This is a genomic window from Rhizobium sp. Leaf453 (assembly GCF_001425605.1).
GTDB lineage: Bacteria > Pseudomonadota > Alphaproteobacteria > Rhizobiales > Rhizobiaceae > Pararhizobium.
On the sequence record NZ_LMRG01000008.1, the window covers coordinates 147,123 to 162,067 of the forward strand.

At 61.0% G+C, this 14,945-nt stretch carries 14 protein-coding genes; 6 read left to right on the plus strand and 8 right to left on the minus strand.

Annotated features, from left to right (window positions below):
- Positions 1-49: 49 nt before the first annotated feature.
- The 5 genes from ASG68_RS11745 to ASG68_RS11765 form a co-directional block, all read right to left on the minus strand.
- Complete coding sequence (locus tag ASG68_RS11745) at positions 50-883, minus strand: DeoR/GlpR family DNA-binding transcription regulator (protein ID WP_062578339.1); 834 nt, start codon at positions 881-883, stop codon at positions 50-52.
- Between the two features lie 151 nt (positions 884-1,034).
- Positions 1,035-1,982: a D-ribose ABC transporter substrate-binding protein gene (locus tag ASG68_RS11750; protein WP_062578292.1), complete on the minus strand. Its 948-nt coding sequence runs from the start codon at positions 1,980-1,982 to the stop codon at positions 1,035-1,037.
- 121 nt (positions 1,983-2,103) lie between these two features.
- Positions 2,104-3,144 carry an ABC transporter permease gene (locus tag ASG68_RS11755; protein WP_062578296.1) on the minus strand — a complete coding sequence of 347 codons (1,041 nt, stop codon included), beginning with the start codon at positions 3,142-3,144 and terminating at the stop codon, positions 2,104-2,106.
- Between the two features lie 10 nt (positions 3,145-3,154).
- On the minus strand, positions 3,155-4,693 hold the full coding sequence (locus ASG68_RS11760; RefSeq protein ID WP_062578298.1) for a sugar ABC transporter ATP-binding protein: 1,539 nt from the start codon (positions 4,691-4,693) through the stop codon (positions 3,155-3,157).
- Complete coding sequence (locus ASG68_RS11765; RefSeq protein WP_413814009.1) at positions 4,690-5,331, minus strand: DUF2291 family protein; 642 nt, start codon at positions 5,329-5,331, stop codon at positions 4,690-4,692. Before ASG68_RS11765 ends, ASG68_RS11760 begins: the two co-directional genes overlap by 4 nt.
- An 823-nt stretch (positions 5,332-6,154) precedes the next feature.
- Here ASG68_RS11765 and ASG68_RS11770 point away from each other — a divergent pair.
- From ASG68_RS11770 to ASG68_RS11790, 5 genes are all read left to right on the plus strand, one after another.
- Positions 6,155-7,705, plus strand: a complete 1,551-nt coding sequence (locus tag ASG68_RS11770) for an FGGY-family carbohydrate kinase (protein ID WP_062578302.1) — start codon at positions 6,155-6,157, stop codon at positions 7,703-7,705.
- A 65-nt stretch (positions 7,706-7,770) separates the two neighbouring features.
- Positions 7,771-9,282: a glycerol-3-phosphate dehydrogenase gene (locus tag ASG68_RS11775; protein WP_062578341.1), complete on the plus strand. Its 1,512-nt coding sequence runs from the start codon at positions 7,771-7,773 to the stop codon at positions 9,280-9,282.
- A gap of 7 nt (positions 9,283-9,289) precedes the next feature.
- Entirely contained in the window at positions 9,290-10,225 is a 936-nt protein-coding gene (locus ASG68_RS11780; RefSeq protein WP_062578304.1) for a TIM barrel protein, read from the plus strand.
- 106 nt (positions 10,226-10,331) lie between these two features.
- Entirely contained in the window at positions 10,332-11,276 is a 945-nt protein-coding gene (locus tag ASG68_RS11785) for a sugar-binding transcriptional regulator (RefSeq protein WP_062578344.1), read from the plus strand.
- A gap of 92 nt (positions 11,277-11,368) precedes the next feature.
- Complete coding sequence (locus tag ASG68_RS11790; RefSeq protein WP_062578306.1) at positions 11,369-12,163, plus strand: DeoR/GlpR family DNA-binding transcription regulator; 795 nt, start codon at positions 11,369-11,371, stop codon at positions 12,161-12,163.
- Between the two features lie 14 nt (positions 12,164-12,177).
- Here the strand turns inward: ASG68_RS11790 and ASG68_RS11795 are convergent, their stop codons facing one another.
- Positions 12,178-12,651 (minus strand): AtaL-like protein, encoded by a 474-nt coding sequence (locus tag ASG68_RS11795; RefSeq protein ID WP_062578308.1) that lies wholly within the window; start codon positions 12,649-12,651, stop codon positions 12,178-12,180.
- Between the two features lie 41 nt (positions 12,652-12,692).
- On the minus strand, positions 12,693-13,562 hold the full coding sequence (locus ASG68_RS11800) for an SDR family oxidoreductase (RefSeq protein ID WP_062578310.1): 870 nt from the start codon (positions 13,560-13,562) through the stop codon (positions 12,693-12,695).
- Positions 13,563-13,667: 105 nt separating this feature from the next.
- Between ASG68_RS11800 and ASG68_RS11805 the strand changes: the two genes are divergently transcribed.
- Entirely contained in the window at positions 13,668-14,558 is an 891-nt protein-coding gene (locus ASG68_RS11805; protein WP_062578312.1) for a LysR family transcriptional regulator, read from the plus strand.
- A 27-nt stretch (positions 14,559-14,585) separates the two neighbouring features.
- Here ASG68_RS11805 and ASG68_RS11810 read toward each other — a convergent pair.
- Positions 14,586-14,945 (minus strand): TOBE domain-containing protein (locus ASG68_RS11810; protein WP_156384865.1); only part of this gene is annotated, 360 nt, incomplete at its 5' end.

Below are 14,945 nucleotides of genomic sequence, written 5' to 3' on the forward strand. Positions count from 1 at the left end.
CGAAACGCATGGGCAGCCGGGAAAAGTCCGCGAAGGGACTGGCCCGCCCTTACCGTTCCGCGTCCGCCACCACGACATTGATGCCCTTCGATCGCATGCGCGACAGATGGGAAATCGGCGTATCTTCATCGACGATGACGACGTCGAACTCGTTGAGCGTTGCGAAGTGATGCAGCGCGCGCCGCTCGAATTTCGTGTGGTCGGCCAGTAGCACGCGCTTGGCGGCACTTTCGAACATGGCCCGCTTAGTCTCCACTGTTTCCGGCGACTGGTGGAATACGACGTCATCGACGATCGCCGACAGCGACATGAAGACGGTGTCGGCCCGCAACTTGCGGATCTCGCTCACCGTGATGTGCCCCATGAAGGCGTTGCACCAGTGGTAGAACTGGCCGCCGAGACCGATCAGGTTGAGATCGCTGATATCCTTGAGCTCGTTGATCAGCACGAGCGAATTGGTGATCACCGTCAGCGGCACCTTGGCCGGCAGCAGCGAGGCCATTTCATGGACGGTGGTCGCGTCATCGAGAAAGATCGCCTGCCCCGGCTCGACGAAGTTCATCGCGGTGCGAGCAATCGCCTTCTTTTCGCTGGCTTGGCGTGTGGCGCGATAGGCATCGCTGGATTCGATCAGGCTTGTCGGCGCGGCGGACACGATACCGCGCGTCTTGCGAAACAGGCCACGGCTGACGAGTTCATCGACATCGCGATGCGCGGTCATCAGGCTGATGCCAAAGCGTTCCGTCAGGTCCTCGATGCGGAGCGAGCCTTCGGCGATCACGGCCTCCGCGATCAACTGACGTCTGACCAGTTGGCGGGCATGCCTCGAGTCACTCGGCAACTCTTCCGAAAGCAAATCCTTGACGTCGACTTTCTTGTTCACGGGGAGCCCTGCCATGACTTCGAGGATAGAGGTTCGTATCTCGTATCGGGCGGCAAGGAAAATGCCAAGCGCGGTCAGAAATTCCCCGCGATAGGCGCGAGGCCGGAATCGGAAAGGGAAGCGCCCTTGCGAGCGCCTCCCGATACCACCCTTATTCGCTCAGGACAAACGGAGCAGTGTACTTGTCGACATTGTCCTTGGTGATCAGCAGGCAATCGAACAGCTGCTTTTCGGTGGCGACACCGGTGGAGCCGTTCTTGATCACGTTGTCAGCCTGCTTGACGGCAGCTTCGGAGAACACGGCAACCGGCTGGAGGACGGTGTACTGCAGTTCGCCGGCCTTGATGGCGGCGACAGCGTCCGGCGAACCGTCGAAGCCGCCGACCTTGACCTGCTCGAGCTTGCCGGCTTCCTTCAGGGCAGCGATGGCGCCGAGAGCCATTTCATCGTTGCCGCTGATGACGCCGATGATGTCAGGATTTGCCTGCAGCATCGATTGCATCTTGTCGTGACCCTTGGTACGATCCCAGTCAGCCACTTCCTTGGCGGACTTTTCCAAGTCCGGATACTGCGTCAGCACGGTTTCGTAGCCGTTCGAACGCGTCGCGGCATTGTTGTCGGAGGGAGCGCCGAAGAGTTCGACATACTTGCCCTTGTCGCCGACAGCTTCGACCCACTGCTGCGCACCGATGGCAGCGCCCTGGGCGTTGTTCGAAACGAGCTGCGCTTTGGCAAGGCCTTCCTGGTTGATTTCAGCATTGACCAGGATGACCGGGATCCCGGCGGCAACGGCCTTCTTCACCGCGCCGACCGAACCGTCAGCATTGGCCGGGTCAAGGATGATCGCGACCGACTTGTTGGTGATCGCGGTGTCGATCAGGTTGCTTTCGGTGTTGGTATCACCCTTGTGTGCGCCGACATTGGCGGTGTAGCCAAGGCCTTCGGCTGTCTTCTTGGCGACTTCGCCTTCCGTGAACCAGTAGGGGTTTGACGGATCGTTGACGATGACGGTGATCAGGCCATCGGCCCAGGCAGAGCTGAACAGCAGCGGCATGACCGCAGTTGCTGCAAAGAGTACACGCATACCTTTTTTAAACATGGTCTCACTCCCTTTGTTGAGTCCGGTTACGCCGATTTTCGGCAATACTTTCCGTTGTCGGGCCACTCGGGTGGTCCGCCTCTCCCGGCAACGGTCAGTGGGTGGTCAGTCGTCGCTGTTCTCAGCGGCGACCGTATTTGACGCTGTTCAGAAGAACCGCGGTAACGATGACGGCGCCGGTGAAAACCGTCTGCCAGTAGGCAGACACGCCGATGATGACGAGGCCATCCGAAAGGAAGCCGATGACGAAGGCGCCCAGCATGGTGCCGATCACCGTACCCCGGCCGCCCGTCAGAGCCGCGCCGCCGATGACGACGGCTGCAATTGCCGTCAGTTCATAGGTGGTGCCGGCGGTCGGGCCTGCTGAGGTCAGCTGCGAGGAGAGCACCAGCCCGGCGACGGCAGCACAGATGCCGGAGAGCACATAGACCGTAATCTTGACGCGCTTGACCGGAACCCCCGAAAGCTCAGCGGCACGCTCATTGCCACCGGACGAATAAAGCCAGCGACCAAAGGCGGTGCGCGACAGCAGGATATGGGAGACGACGGCGAAGGCGAGCAGGACCAGGACACCGATCGGCACGCCGGCCAGACGGTTGAAACCCAGCCAGTCGAAACCGGTATTGCCGAGTTCCGGGCGGCCGCCGAGATTGTTGTAGGTCAGACCGTTGGTCATCAAAAGGGCGATGCCGCGGGCGACATAGAGCACGCCGAGCGTCGCGACGAAGGCCGGGACACGAAGATAGGCGATCAGAACGCCGTTGACCGCGCCGACAACGCCACCCAACACGCAGGTCAGGACCGCGACTGCCCAGACCGGGGGATAGACGATCACGCCGAAGTAATTGAGCGTCACGCCCTTCATCATGAAGCCGGCCACGCACCCGGCCAGCGCCAGGATCGAACCGACAGAAAGGTCGATGCCGCCATTGAGAATGACCAGCAGCATGCCGATCGCCAGCAGCCCGTAGATGGCGACATGCGAGGCCATGATCAGAAAGTTGCTGACGGTGAAATAGTTGGGCGACATCAGCGAGAAGACGACGATGATCGCGATCAATGCGAAGAAGGCGCGCCCTTCGAACAGAAGTTCGATAATGCTTTTCTTGCGCTTGCCCGCACTGGCAGCGGACTTGTTGTCAATGGTAGTTGTGACTGACATGTTCGTGCTCCTAGTGGGCAACCACAGCCTCGCCAGAGGCGGCCATAATCTGTTCTTTGGTCACGTCGGGACCGAATTCCGCCGAAATGCGACCGCGCCGCATGACGATGATGCGATGGGCAATGCTGAGACATTCGCCGACTTCCGACGTGGTGTAGATCACCGCGAGACCCTGTTTGGCACGCTCGGCAAGAAGCTTGAACACCTCTGCCTTGGCGCCGATGTCGATGCCGCGGCTCGGTTCGTCGAGCAGGATCACGTCAGGTTCCGTCGCCAGCATCTTGCCGATCACGACCTTTTGCTGATTGCCGCCGGACAATGAACCGATCGCCGCACCACCGCCATCGGTCTTGATGTGGACCTTGCGAATGGATTCAGTGACGAGACCGGCCTCGCGGGAAAACGATGTGAACAGCCCACGAGTGAAAGCTCCGAGGCTCGCCAGGGACAGGTTCCTGCCGACCGTCATGGTTTGGACGAGGCCGTCACGCTGCCGGTCTTCCGGCACCAGGACCAAGCCATCGCGAATGCATTGGGCGATCGACTGGCCGGTCACGTCCCTGCCCTTCAGCATCACTCTGCCGGCGGTCGAGCGTAGCCGGCCAGCGACAGATTCCAGAAGCTCGGTGCGCCCGGCACCCATCAGTCCATAGATGCAGACGATTTCGCCTTCCCGCACCGAGAGCGACAGTCCATCGACGACCAAGTATCCCGCGCCGGCCGCATCCGGCACGGTGATACCTTCGATCGAAAGGGCCACAGCGCCCTTGTCGTAACCGGTCGGCGGCGAGCCGAGATCGAAATTGTCGCCCACCATGTGACGGACGATCCATTCAAGGTCGATTTCCTTGCGCTCGGCATAGGCGGTCATTGCGCCGTCGCGCAGGACCACCGCATGATTGGTGATCTGCAGGGCTTCTTCCAGGTGATGCGAGATATAGACGATCGAGACGCCACGGCTGTTGAGGTCGCGGATAACCTTGAACAGGACTTCGACTTCCGAAGCCGACAGCGCCGAGGTCGGCTCGTCCATGATCAGGATGCGCGAATTGACCGACAGGGCGCGAGCAATTTCGACGATCTGCTGTTGGCCGAGACGAAGCTCCTCGACCGGGGTCAGCGGATCGATGTCTTCCTCGAGATCTTGCATCAGCAGGCGCGTCTGCCGTTCTTCCTCGGCAAAGTCGACGCCTGTCGCCGTCATGATTTCGCGACCCATGAAGATATTGTCGCGGACATTCATGTTCGGCGCGAGACTGAGCTCCTGATGGATGATGGAGATGCCGTGGTCGCGTGCTTGGGAGGATGACGCGAAAGAGATCGGCTGCCCATCAAGAATGATTTCGCCCGATGTCGGCTGGATTACACCGGACAGGATTTTCATCAGGGTCGACTTGCCAGCACCGTTCTCGCCGAACAGCGTCGTCACCTGACCACGATGAATATCGAAGTTCACGCCCTTCAGGGCATGGACGTTGCCATACGATTTCGCCACGTTGCGGGCGGCAAGGACGACTTCGCCCTTATGACCAGTGCCGAATTCGCTCATTTGACGTCGAGCCTCACGGGAATGACGATCCAGCTCTTCGGATTGACCAGCTTGAAGACACCGGTGACGGAGATTGTCTTGCCGCTCAGCGCATTCGGGTCGATGCCGCCGAGCACGGCCTTTTTGACCTCGTTGTTGATGGCCGAGCCGGCATCCTGGTATTCGATCTGGTTGGTGAACTGGCCAAACTCGATCTTGCCGGTGGCGTCGCGCAGGTCGGTGCCGTTGAGCGCCGGTCCGGTCTGGACACGGACGGTCAATTCCGGCGGCAGTCCTTCGACCGCGACGATGTTATAGTTGGACTTGCGCTCGCCGACGACGCCGGTGAAGGACACTGGAATGACCGGACCAGTCGAGGTCGCGACGCCGTATTTTTCGCCAGCGGCTTTCTTGTCGGCAGCGATCGCCTTGGAGAGCTCGACGCCATCGACGGCGCGTTTCTCGACATCCTGCTTGATGATCGGGAACTGTTCGGCACCGAATGCGACCGGTGAGAACTTCTGCTCCTGGACATCATGCTCCGAGCCGATGCCCACCACTTTGGTGTCCAGCGCCATTGCGCCGAGCAACACGACCACGGCGGCAATGCCCGCCCAACGGGATTTCCACACAGGCTGAGATTTCGATTTCGCGTTCATAGTCATATCAGGCGACCCTGGCTGTGGCGGTCAGATTTTTTGGGAGGGGCCTGGCGCATGCCTGGCAAGGTTGGGATGCGGACAAAGATCCGCTCCGCTTCAGGAGATGAGGCACAGGCGAAAAGGCGCCAACACGATGTGGCGCAGCCCTTGATCCGAAAAGCTTCATGACATCCTCCCCAGGAGCGGCGCCGGAAGGATCTCCTCATCCTCGAGCGCTGCAGTGCAACACACGCATCGCAGTTGCGATATTTATGTGTTATATGTCGCATTATATATGTTAGATTATCACAGAGTGTCAACTGCATCTTGCTGACTATTTTCTCACTCCGATGACTTGGATGATGGCAACTAAACAATCAAAGGCGATGACTTCACACCTGCTTGACACGCGCAAGATGGTCAGAAAAACCCTGGGGCGCCCGCAGAGACGCGCGAAGTTGACACCACATGACAATCAACAAATATCTGAAATTAAAAGAATAAATGGAAATTTTTATCCGCCTTTACGTGCCTCGACTCAGCCACGTCCGGCCATTCGTTGATATGCAGCCGTCAAGCGTGCGGCGATGAACGCGACAGCCAGGCACTCATTTTCAAGATCGATATTACCTGAAAAAAAATTCTGTATCAGTAAAATTTTGCGAGACATATGGTATCTTTATGATATGTTTATCCTGAGGACATGAGAGGATTGTGTTAAGTTCATTCGAAGGCATCATGCGCCTCGTGAACAAAGACCAGGCTCTGGAGAGGTTTCGGGAGGAGTGCATGGGTGGTTTCGATCTGATCGAAACGGTAGAGACAGCCGCGAGGTCTCGGCATGGCTGAGCGCGCTGACCTGATCATCGGCATCGATGCAGGCACTTCAGTGATGAAAGCCGTGGCGTTTACCCTTTCCGGCCGGCAAATCGCCAGCGCCTCGGTACGCAATAGCTATCACACGGGCGACGACGGCGCGGTGACTCAGTCGCTGCCGCAGACCTGGCTCGACTGTACCCGCGCGTTGCGTGGCCTTTCCGACAAGATCGAGCATCTGGCTGACCGCACTGCTGCGATCGCCGTGACAGCCCAAGGCGACGGCACCTGGCTTGTTGGCAGCGGCAATCAGGCGACCTCCGATGCCTGGCTCTGGCTCGACGCCCGCGCGGCGCCCACCGTGGAGCAACTGTCCGGCTCGCAATCCGATCGGGCGCGTTTCGAAGCCACCGGCACCGGCCTCAACACCTGTCAGCAGGGCGCGCAGCTTGCCCATATGGACCGTCATTTCCCGGACCTGCTCGATCGCGCCGAAACCGCCATGCATTGCAAGGATTGGCTCTATCTAAACCTCACCGGCGTGCGCGCGACAGATCCGTCGGAGGTGAGCTTCACCTTCGGCAATTTCCGCACCCGGCGCTATGACGACGAGGTTCTCGCAGCACTCGGTCTTTCGCATCGCCGCTCGCTGCTGCCGGATGTCGTCGAAGGTACCGAGACCACTCATCCCCTGACTTCGGAAGCCGCGCAGGCCTGTGGCCTCAGGGCGGGCACACCGGTGTGCCTCGGTTATGTCGACATGATCATGACGGCGCTTGGCGCCGGAGTCCGAAGCGAAGGCCGCAACGCCGCCTGTTCGACGATCGGTTCCACCGGTGTTCATATGCAGGCCAAACCGGTATCCGATGTCATCCTCAATGCCGAGCGCACCGGCTATGTCATCACCCTGCCCTTCCCCGGCATCGTCACTCAGGTCCAGACCAATATGGGCGCGACGATCAACCTCGACTGGTTGCTGCAGCTCGGCGCCGATTTGCTCGGTGAATTCGGAGAAACCGTCGGGCTGAACGAAATGATCGGCCGGGTAGACGGCTGGTTTGCCAACAGCAGACCGGGCAATGTTCTCTACCACCCCTATATCTCCGAAGCCGGCGAACGCGGCCCCTTCGTGAACGCGCGGGCGCGGGCAAATTTCACCGGCCTGTCGAGTCGCCACCGCTATCCCGATCTCGTTCGTGCGGTTGTCGAAGGCCTCGGCATGGCCGCACGCGATTGTTACTCCGCGATGGGCGCATTGCCGACGGAACTGCGCGTCAGTGGCGGGGCTGCCCGCTCCGCCGCTCTGCGCGAAACCCTGGGAGCCGCTGTCGGCGCATCGGTTCGTGTGAGCATGCGCGAGGAAGCGGGCGCCGCCGGTGCATCAATGATGGCGGCTGTGGCGATCGGCGCCTATCGCAACATGGATGATTGCATCGAAGATTGGGTCACTCCCCATCTCGGCCCGGCCGAACAGCCGCAGGCCAACAATACCGAACGCATGACACGCCTCTACGCCGCTTACCGCGATGTCCTTGCCGGCATTACGCCTGCCTGGGACATTCTCGCGGCCCGTTGAATTCACGCGATAGCGCGCCGCCACTGTCTAAGATGGTGATCGACGGCGCATGGAAGGAGCAAGACATGAGCGAATCCGAGACCTGTGACCTCTTCGTCATCGGCGGCGGCATAAACGGCGCCGGCATTGCCCGCGACGCGGCCGGTCGTGGCCTGAAGGTCGTGCTGTGTGAAAAGGACGATCTGGCCGAGGGTACGTCCTCGCGCTCCGGCAAGCTCGTGCACGGCGGCCTGCGCTACCTCGAATATTACGAGTTTCGCCTGGTGCGTGAAGCGCTGATCGAGCGCGAAGTACTGCTCAACGCCGCTCCCCATATCATCTGGCCGATGCGTTTCGTTCTGCCGCACAGCCCGCAAGATCGTCCCGCCTGGCTCGTCCGCCTCGGCCTTTTCCTCTACGATCATCTCGGCGGTCGCAAGAAGCTGCCCGGCACGCGCACGCTGGACCTGAAACGCGACCCCGAGGGCACGCCGATCCTCGACCAGTACACTCGTGGCTTCGAATATTCCGATTGCTGGGTGGATGACGCGCGCCTTGTAACGCTGAACGCCATCGGCGCTGCCGAGAAAGGCGCGGTGGTCCTAACCCGGTCTCCCGCCATCTCGGCACGGCGGGAAAACGGCGGTTGGTTGGTGACGACGAAGAACACCGCGACCGGAGAGACCCGCAATTTCCGTCCAAAATGTCTCGTCAACTGCGCCGGGCCTTGGGTTTCCGACGTCATCAACCGCGTCGCCGGCGCGAATTCCTCGCGCAACGTGCGCCTCGTCAAGGGCAGCCACATCATCGTGCCCAAATTCTGGGCGGGCTCGAATGCCTATCTCGTCCAAAACCACGACAAGCGCGTCGTCTTCATCAACCCCTATGAGGGAGACAAGGCGCTGATCGGCACCACGGATATCGGCTATGAGGGCCGCGCCGAGGACGTGTCGGCCGATGAGACGGAAATCGATTACCTGCTGAAGGCGGTGAACCGCTACTTCAAGGAAAAACTGCGCCGCGAGGACGTGCTGCATTCCTTCTCCGGCGTGCGGCCACTGTTCGACGACGGCAAGGGCAACCCCTCCGCCGTCACGCGCGACTATGTCTTCGATCTCGACGAGACCGGCGGCGCGCCGCTGCTCAATGTGTTCGGCGGCAAGATCACCACCTTCCGCGAGCTTGCCGAGCGCGGCATGCATCGGCTCAAGCACATCTTCCCGAACATGGGCGGCGACTGGACGGAAAAGGCCCCGCTGCCGGGCGGCGACATGCCGAATGCCGACTACGAAACCTTCGCCAACAGCCTACGCGACGCCTATCCGTGGATGCCGCGCAAGCTGGTGCAGCATTATGGCCGCCTCTATGGCACCCGCACGAAGACCGTCATCGGCAATGCCACGAGCCTCGAAGGCCTGGGCCTGCATTTCGGTGGCCAGTTCTACGAGGCGGAAGCACGTTACCTCATCACCGGGGAATGGGCACAAAGAGCCGAGGATATTCTCTATCGCCGCACCAAGCACTATATTCACCTGACGGAAGCCGAACGCGCGGCCTTTGCCGATTGGTTCAACACCGCCCGCCTTGCAGCCGCCTGAGGATCCCATGCCGCTCACGCTCTCGCTCAACACCAATCCGCTGGTCAACCGCTTCGCCGATCCGGATGACCTGATCGAAACCGTCGCCCGCGATCTGAGGCTGCGCGACCTGCAGCTGACCCATGAATTCATCAATCCAAGCTGGAACGCGCCGACCATTCGCCGCCTGACCCGCCAGATGGATGCCGCCCTGCAGCGGACCGGCGTGCGCGTCACCTCGGGCATGACCGGCCCCTATGGTCGCCTCAACCATTTCGGCCATCCTGACGCCGATGTCCGGCGTTATTATATCGACTGGTTCAAGACCTTTGCCGACATTATCAGCGATCTCGGCGGCACCTCCGTCGGCACCCAGTTCGCGATCTTCACCTACAAGGATTACGACGATCCGGCTCGACGTGAGGAACTGATCAAGATTGCCATCGACTGCTGGGCGGAAGTGGCCGAGCATGCAAAGCAGGCCGGCCTCAACTATGTCTTCTGGGAGCCGATGAGCATCGGCCGCGAATTCGGCGAGACCATTGGGGAATGCATCAAGCTCCAAGATCGCCTCACCGCGGCGAACATGGCCGTGCCGATGTGGATGATGGCCGATATCGATCATGGCGACGTGACCTCCAGCAATCCCGATGATTTCGAGCCCTATGCCTGGGCGCGCGCCGTGCCGAAGGTCTCGCCAATCATCCACATCAAGCAAAGCCTGATGGACAAGGGCGGACATCGCCCGTTTACCGCGGAGTTCAACGCCAAGGGCCGCATCCATCCCGAGCCGCTGCTCAACGCCTTTGCCGAGGGCGGCGCTGTTGATAACGAGATTTGCCTGGAATTGTCCTTCAAGGAACGCGAGCCGAACGACCGGCAGGTCATTCCGCAAATCGCCGAAAGTGTTGCCTTCTGGGCGCCGCATATCGATACCGGTGCGGCCGATCTCAAGATCGGTTGATCGGCTGAAGTCCGACATCGGCACGCCCCGCAGCAATCCAAGGCTTGTACAAATGCCGCGATGACGGCTATCGATTGCATTCCGATAACCCAACAGGATGGCGTCGATGAGCGACAATGAAGAATCCCTCGCCATCCGGGCGGCCTGGCTGCACTATATCGGCGGATTTACCCAGTCGGCCGTGGCAAAACGGCTCGGCATTCCTTCGGTGAAGGCACACCGGCTGATTTCCCGGGCAGTCGCCGATGGTGTGGTGAAGGTGACGATCGACGGCGAGATCGCCGACTGCGCCAAATTCGAAGTCGAGCTCGCCACCCGCTATGGCCTGCACTATTGCGAGGTGGCGCCCGATGTCGATGATGACGGGCTGGCGCTGACGACGCTCGGCCATGCCGGCGCCGATTTCCTGCGCCGCGAGGTCGAGCGTGACGATGTCCGCGTCGTCGGGATCGGCCATGGCCGCACACTTGCGGCCGCCGTCCGGCAATTGCCGCGCATCAATGCCAGCGGCACCCGTTTCGTTTCGCTGCTCGGCGGACTAACACGCAACTATGCCGCCAACCCCTATGACGTCATCCACCGGCTGGCCGAGAAGACCGGCACCCAAGCCTATGTGATGCCGGTGCCGTTCTTCGCCAATACCGAGGAAGACCGCGAGGTGCTTCTGTCGCAGCGCGGCGTCAGCGAGATCTTCGAGCTTGCGACGCGTGCGGACCTGAAGCTCGTCGGTATCGGTACCGTCGACAGCCAGGCACATCTCGTTCAGTCGGGCATGCTGGAGCCCGGCGAACTGGAAGAAATCGCGGCACTTGGTGGCGTCGGCGAACTGCTCGGTCATTTCTTCGACCGCAAGGGCCGTATCCTGCAAACATCTGTTACGGCCAGAACACTCGCAGCGTCCTTCTCGGACAAAGGGCCAGATCGGATCGTCGCGATTGCCGGCGGACCGATGAAGACCGAGGCGATCCGCGCCGTTCTTCACAGCCACAAGCTCCACGGGCTGATCACTGACGAACGGACCGCACGTGAACTGCTGCAACACGATTCCTGACCGAAATCACAAAATCACAGCGGATACGTTATAATTTCCCGCAATTGACGCTATAGCTTCCCCACGGCCGATCATCGGCCCGGAGAATCGCGGTGAAGCGGGACGAACGCAGACAAGCCATCATCAATCTCCTGGTCGAGAGCCGCGCGGTCGATCTGGATGATCTCGCCCAGCGTTTCGCAGTGTCGAAGATGACGATCCATCGCGATCTCGACGATCTCGAACAGGCCGGCGTGCTTCGAAAAGTGCGGGGTGGCGCGACGATCGACGCTGGCACCCAGTTCGAGAGCGACTTCCGCTTCCGTGAACTGCAGGAAGGCGACGTCAAGCGTTCGATCGCCGAAGCCGCCGCCGAACTGGTCGAGCCCGGCATGACCGTGATGATCAATGACGGCTCGATGGCGGCGGTGCTCGGAAATATCCTGGCCCGGAAAAGACCGATCACCATCATCACCAACAATGCCGCGATCATGGAGCGCAACAAGGGCGAAAACGGCGTCACGCTGATCGGTCTCGGCGGGGTCTATTCCCCGAAATTCAATGCTTTCGTCGGTATGGTGACAGAGGAAGCCCTGTCGCGGCTGCGCGCCGACATTGCCTTCGTTTCGACACCGGCCGTCTCCGGCCGGCTCGCCTATCATATGGACGAGGCCGTGGTTCGCACCAAGCGGGCGATGATTGCCTCGTCCCGGCAGAGTTGTCTTCTCGTCAACAGCCGCCGCTTCGGCCATACCGCCCTGCACGTCTTCGCCGATCTCTGCGAATTCGACACGGTGATCTCCGATCAGCCCTTGCCGCAGGAAACATCAGTCGAACTCGGCGATGGCAAGACCGTTGTGCGGGTTGCCGCCGCCGATTCTCATGGACAAGCACTTCCTCAGGACTGACCGACCGTCCGCAGTCAGAGCTTTCCGTGTGCCACCAGTTCGCGGGTGCGCTTGAGTGTCGACAGCAGGGCTGCCCGATACCCATTTTCGCCGTCGAATTGTGCCTGTTCGGCCTGCTCTTCCGGTCCGCCCGGCTGCTTTCCGCGAAGACCGATATAGCAGTAGAAGCGAAGCTGAAGCGCGCCGGCCTCATCCTCGAACAGTTCGTTGATGATGGCGCCCTCCCGTGGACCGCTGGCCTGGAAGAAGCTGACCTTTCTTTCGGGTTCGAGGGTGATGATCTCCCGCAGACCCGCGCCGGCAATCGTGGCTTCCCTCACGAAATGCGTCGGGCTTTCCTCGACGACATCGCAGCGCGTGCAAAGACCCGGCGGAAGAAACTGGCGGGCGTCCCGCGCCTTCAGTTCCAGGCCCGCCCATGCCTGTGCGCGAGTGAGCGGGGTTTCGCCGGCCGGATTGACCGGAACTGTCGCTGTTGAATAGATCATTGTCTTGGTCCCTTCATTCGGATGGAGTGGTGCCCCTGCCATCAGGCAGAGGCGGCAATTGCGGCTGCGAAGCTGCTGTAGGTGCGCAGCGAACGTCCCAGCAGCGCTGTCAGGCGTTCGACGTCTCCGGGTTCCGGAAGCATGCCGTCGCTGACAAAACGTTCGGCCATCAGCCGCATCTCATAGGCCATCCATTTTGGCATGACGGTTGCGAGGTTCTGTTCGAAACCGGTCGGGTCATCGCCGCCGTAGGCAACCGGACGTCCCAGAATATCGGACCAGATCGTCGCGACATCCGAACCGGTCAGCGTATCGGGACCGACGAGGTTGATGATGTCGATCGGCAGCTTGCCGGGCGCCCCGTCCCGGCGGATCAGCTCGATGGCTGCGACTTCGGCAATATCGCGGGCATCGACCATCGCTATGCCCCTGCCGCCGATCGGCATGGGGTAGACATCGTGGTTGAGGATGACGTCCTTGATCATTAATTCGTTGTCGATGAAATAGGCCGGGCGCAGGATCGTGGCACTGAAGCCCATCTGTTCGATCATCCGTTCGGCGCCGAGCTTCACCGCGAAATGCGGGACGTTGACGAAGCGGTCGCTGTGGATCACCGACAGATAGACGACGCGATCGACGCCCTGTTCCCGTGCGATGTTCAGGGTGATCAGCGCTTGGGTGAATTCGTCGCCGGCCACTGCGTTGAGCAGGAAAAGCGTCTTGACGCCGGCAAATGCTCTGCGCAGCACATCGATATCCAGCAGTTCGCCTTGTACGATCTCCACACCAGCCGGAAACCCAGTCTTTGAGGGATCGCGGACAAGGACGCGCACGGCGGCATCGCGCTTGACGAGTTGATCGACGACATGGCGGCCGACGCGACCGGTGGCGCCTGTAACGAGGATTGTCATGGTGTTTTCTCCGGGTTGGGTTGCTTGACACCCCGAATATGTGTGGTTCACTCCTGCATCGATAGACGATGAATTTGGACAGATCGTCTCGTGGATGGAACGCCCATGGATCTTCTCGCCCTTGCGGATTTCAACCTCGTTGCCCGGCATGGCGGTTTCGGCAAAGCCGCGCGGGTATCCGGCCGTCCGAAGGCGACCCTGTCACGCCGCGTGGCGGACCTTGAAGCCAGTCTCGACCTGCGCCTGTTCGAACGCGGAACGCGGACCATCCGGCTGACGCAGGAGGGGCGCGCCCTGTTCGAACGGACGGCAATGCTCCTGTCCGAACTCGACGAGACGGCCGCAGCCATCGCTTCGGGCGGCCACAAACCGAAGGGGCGGCTTCGCATCAGCGCGCCGCTGCTCTTTTCCCAGACAGCCATGGGGCGGATCGCCGCCGGGTTCGCTTTGCGCTATCCGGAGGTCAGGTTGGAGGTTACGACCGAGGACCGCGCCGTCGACATGATTGAGGAGGGTTATGACCTGGTGATCCGCGTCAATCCCGATCCGGACGAAGCCCTGATCGGACGCGCCTTTCTGCGCGATCGCTTGGTCGTCGTGGCAAGCCCGGACCTGGCTCGCCCTGACGGAGGAAGGGTTGCGCCCGGCGTCGTGCGTGGCGCAAGCAGTGCGCCAACGTGGCGGGTGACGGCGGCTGATGGCATGTCCGCGATCCGCGTCGAGCCTGTTCTCGCCCTGTCATCGCTGGTCGCCGTGCGCGATGCGGTGCGCGCCGGTGTCGGTGCGGGATGCCTGCCTGTATCCCTGGTCAGCCATGACCTCGCCAATGGTTCTCTGGTCGCGTGGGGTGACATCGCCGGCTCCGAGATCAGCCTATGGGCGCTTTACCCGTCTCGCCGCCTGCTGAGCGCCCGGGTCTCGGCCTTCCTCGATTATCTCAAGGAGGCTTTCCCGCAGGGAACGCCGGATGAACTCGCCGCCTATATCACCGGATGAAAAAGCCCGTGCCGGGGGCGAGCCTCATCATCTGATTGCCTTACCTGCCTGATCGAACCTGTGGACTCTGCCTTCGTCTGGGGTGAGGAAGACGGTGTCGCCGTGGTTGACGGCGAAGTCGCCGCCGGTCCGGGTGGTGACGAGGCCGATGCCGTCGACATGGATGTGGAGGAAGGTGTCGGAGCCGAGATGTTCGGCAACGCCGACGACACCCTTCCAGGTGCCTGATGTGGTCGACAGTTTCAGGTGTTCGGGGCGAATGCCGATCGTGTGGGCATTGTAGGGCTGGGCAAAGGCGCCGGTGGCGAAGTTCATGCGCGGCGAGCCGATGAAGCCGGCGACGAAGATATTGTCGGGCCGGTGGTAGAGATCGAGCGGCGAGCCGAC

Bases quoted from the DNA above. Each gene is read 5' to 3' on its own strand.
- ASG68_RS11750 (WP_062578292.1), bottom strand. From the start codon at position 1,982: ATGTTTAAAAAAGGTATGCGTGTACTCTTTGCAGCAACTGCGGTCATG.
- ASG68_RS11755 (WP_062578296.1), bottom strand. From the start codon at position 3,144: ATGTCAGTCACAACTACCATTGACAACAAGTCCGCTGCCAGTGCGGGC.
- ASG68_RS11760 (WP_062578298.1), bottom strand. From the start codon at position 4,693: ATGAGCGAATTCGGCACTGGTCATAAGGGCGAAGTCGTCCTTGCCGCC.
- ASG68_RS11765 (WP_413814009.1), bottom strand. From the start codon at position 5,331: ATGAACGCGAAATCGAAATCTCAGCCTGTGTGGAAATCCCGTTGGGCG.
- ASG68_RS11770 (WP_062578302.1), top strand. From the start codon at position 6,155: ATGGCTGAGCGCGCTGACCTGATCATCGGCATCGATGCAGGCACTTCA.
- ASG68_RS11775 (WP_062578341.1), top strand. From the start codon at position 7,771: ATGAGCGAATCCGAGACCTGTGACCTCTTCGTCATCGGCGGCGGCATA.
- ASG68_RS11780 (WP_062578304.1), top strand. From the start codon at position 9,290: ATGCCGCTCACGCTCTCGCTCAACACCAATCCGCTGGTCAACCGCTTC.
- ASG68_RS11785 (WP_062578344.1), top strand. From the start codon at position 10,332: ATGAGCGACAATGAAGAATCCCTCGCCATCCGGGCGGCCTGGCTGCAC.
- ASG68_RS11795 (WP_062578308.1), bottom strand. From the start codon at position 12,651: ATGATCTATTCAACAGCGACAGTTCCGGTCAATCCGGCCGGCGAAACC.
- ASG68_RS11800 (WP_062578310.1), bottom strand. From the start codon at position 13,562: ATGACAATCCTCGTTACAGGCGCCACCGGTCGCGTCGGCCGCCATGTC.
- ASG68_RS11805 (WP_062578312.1), top strand. From the start codon at position 13,668: ATGGATCTTCTCGCCCTTGCGGATTTCAACCTCGTTGCCCGGCATGGC.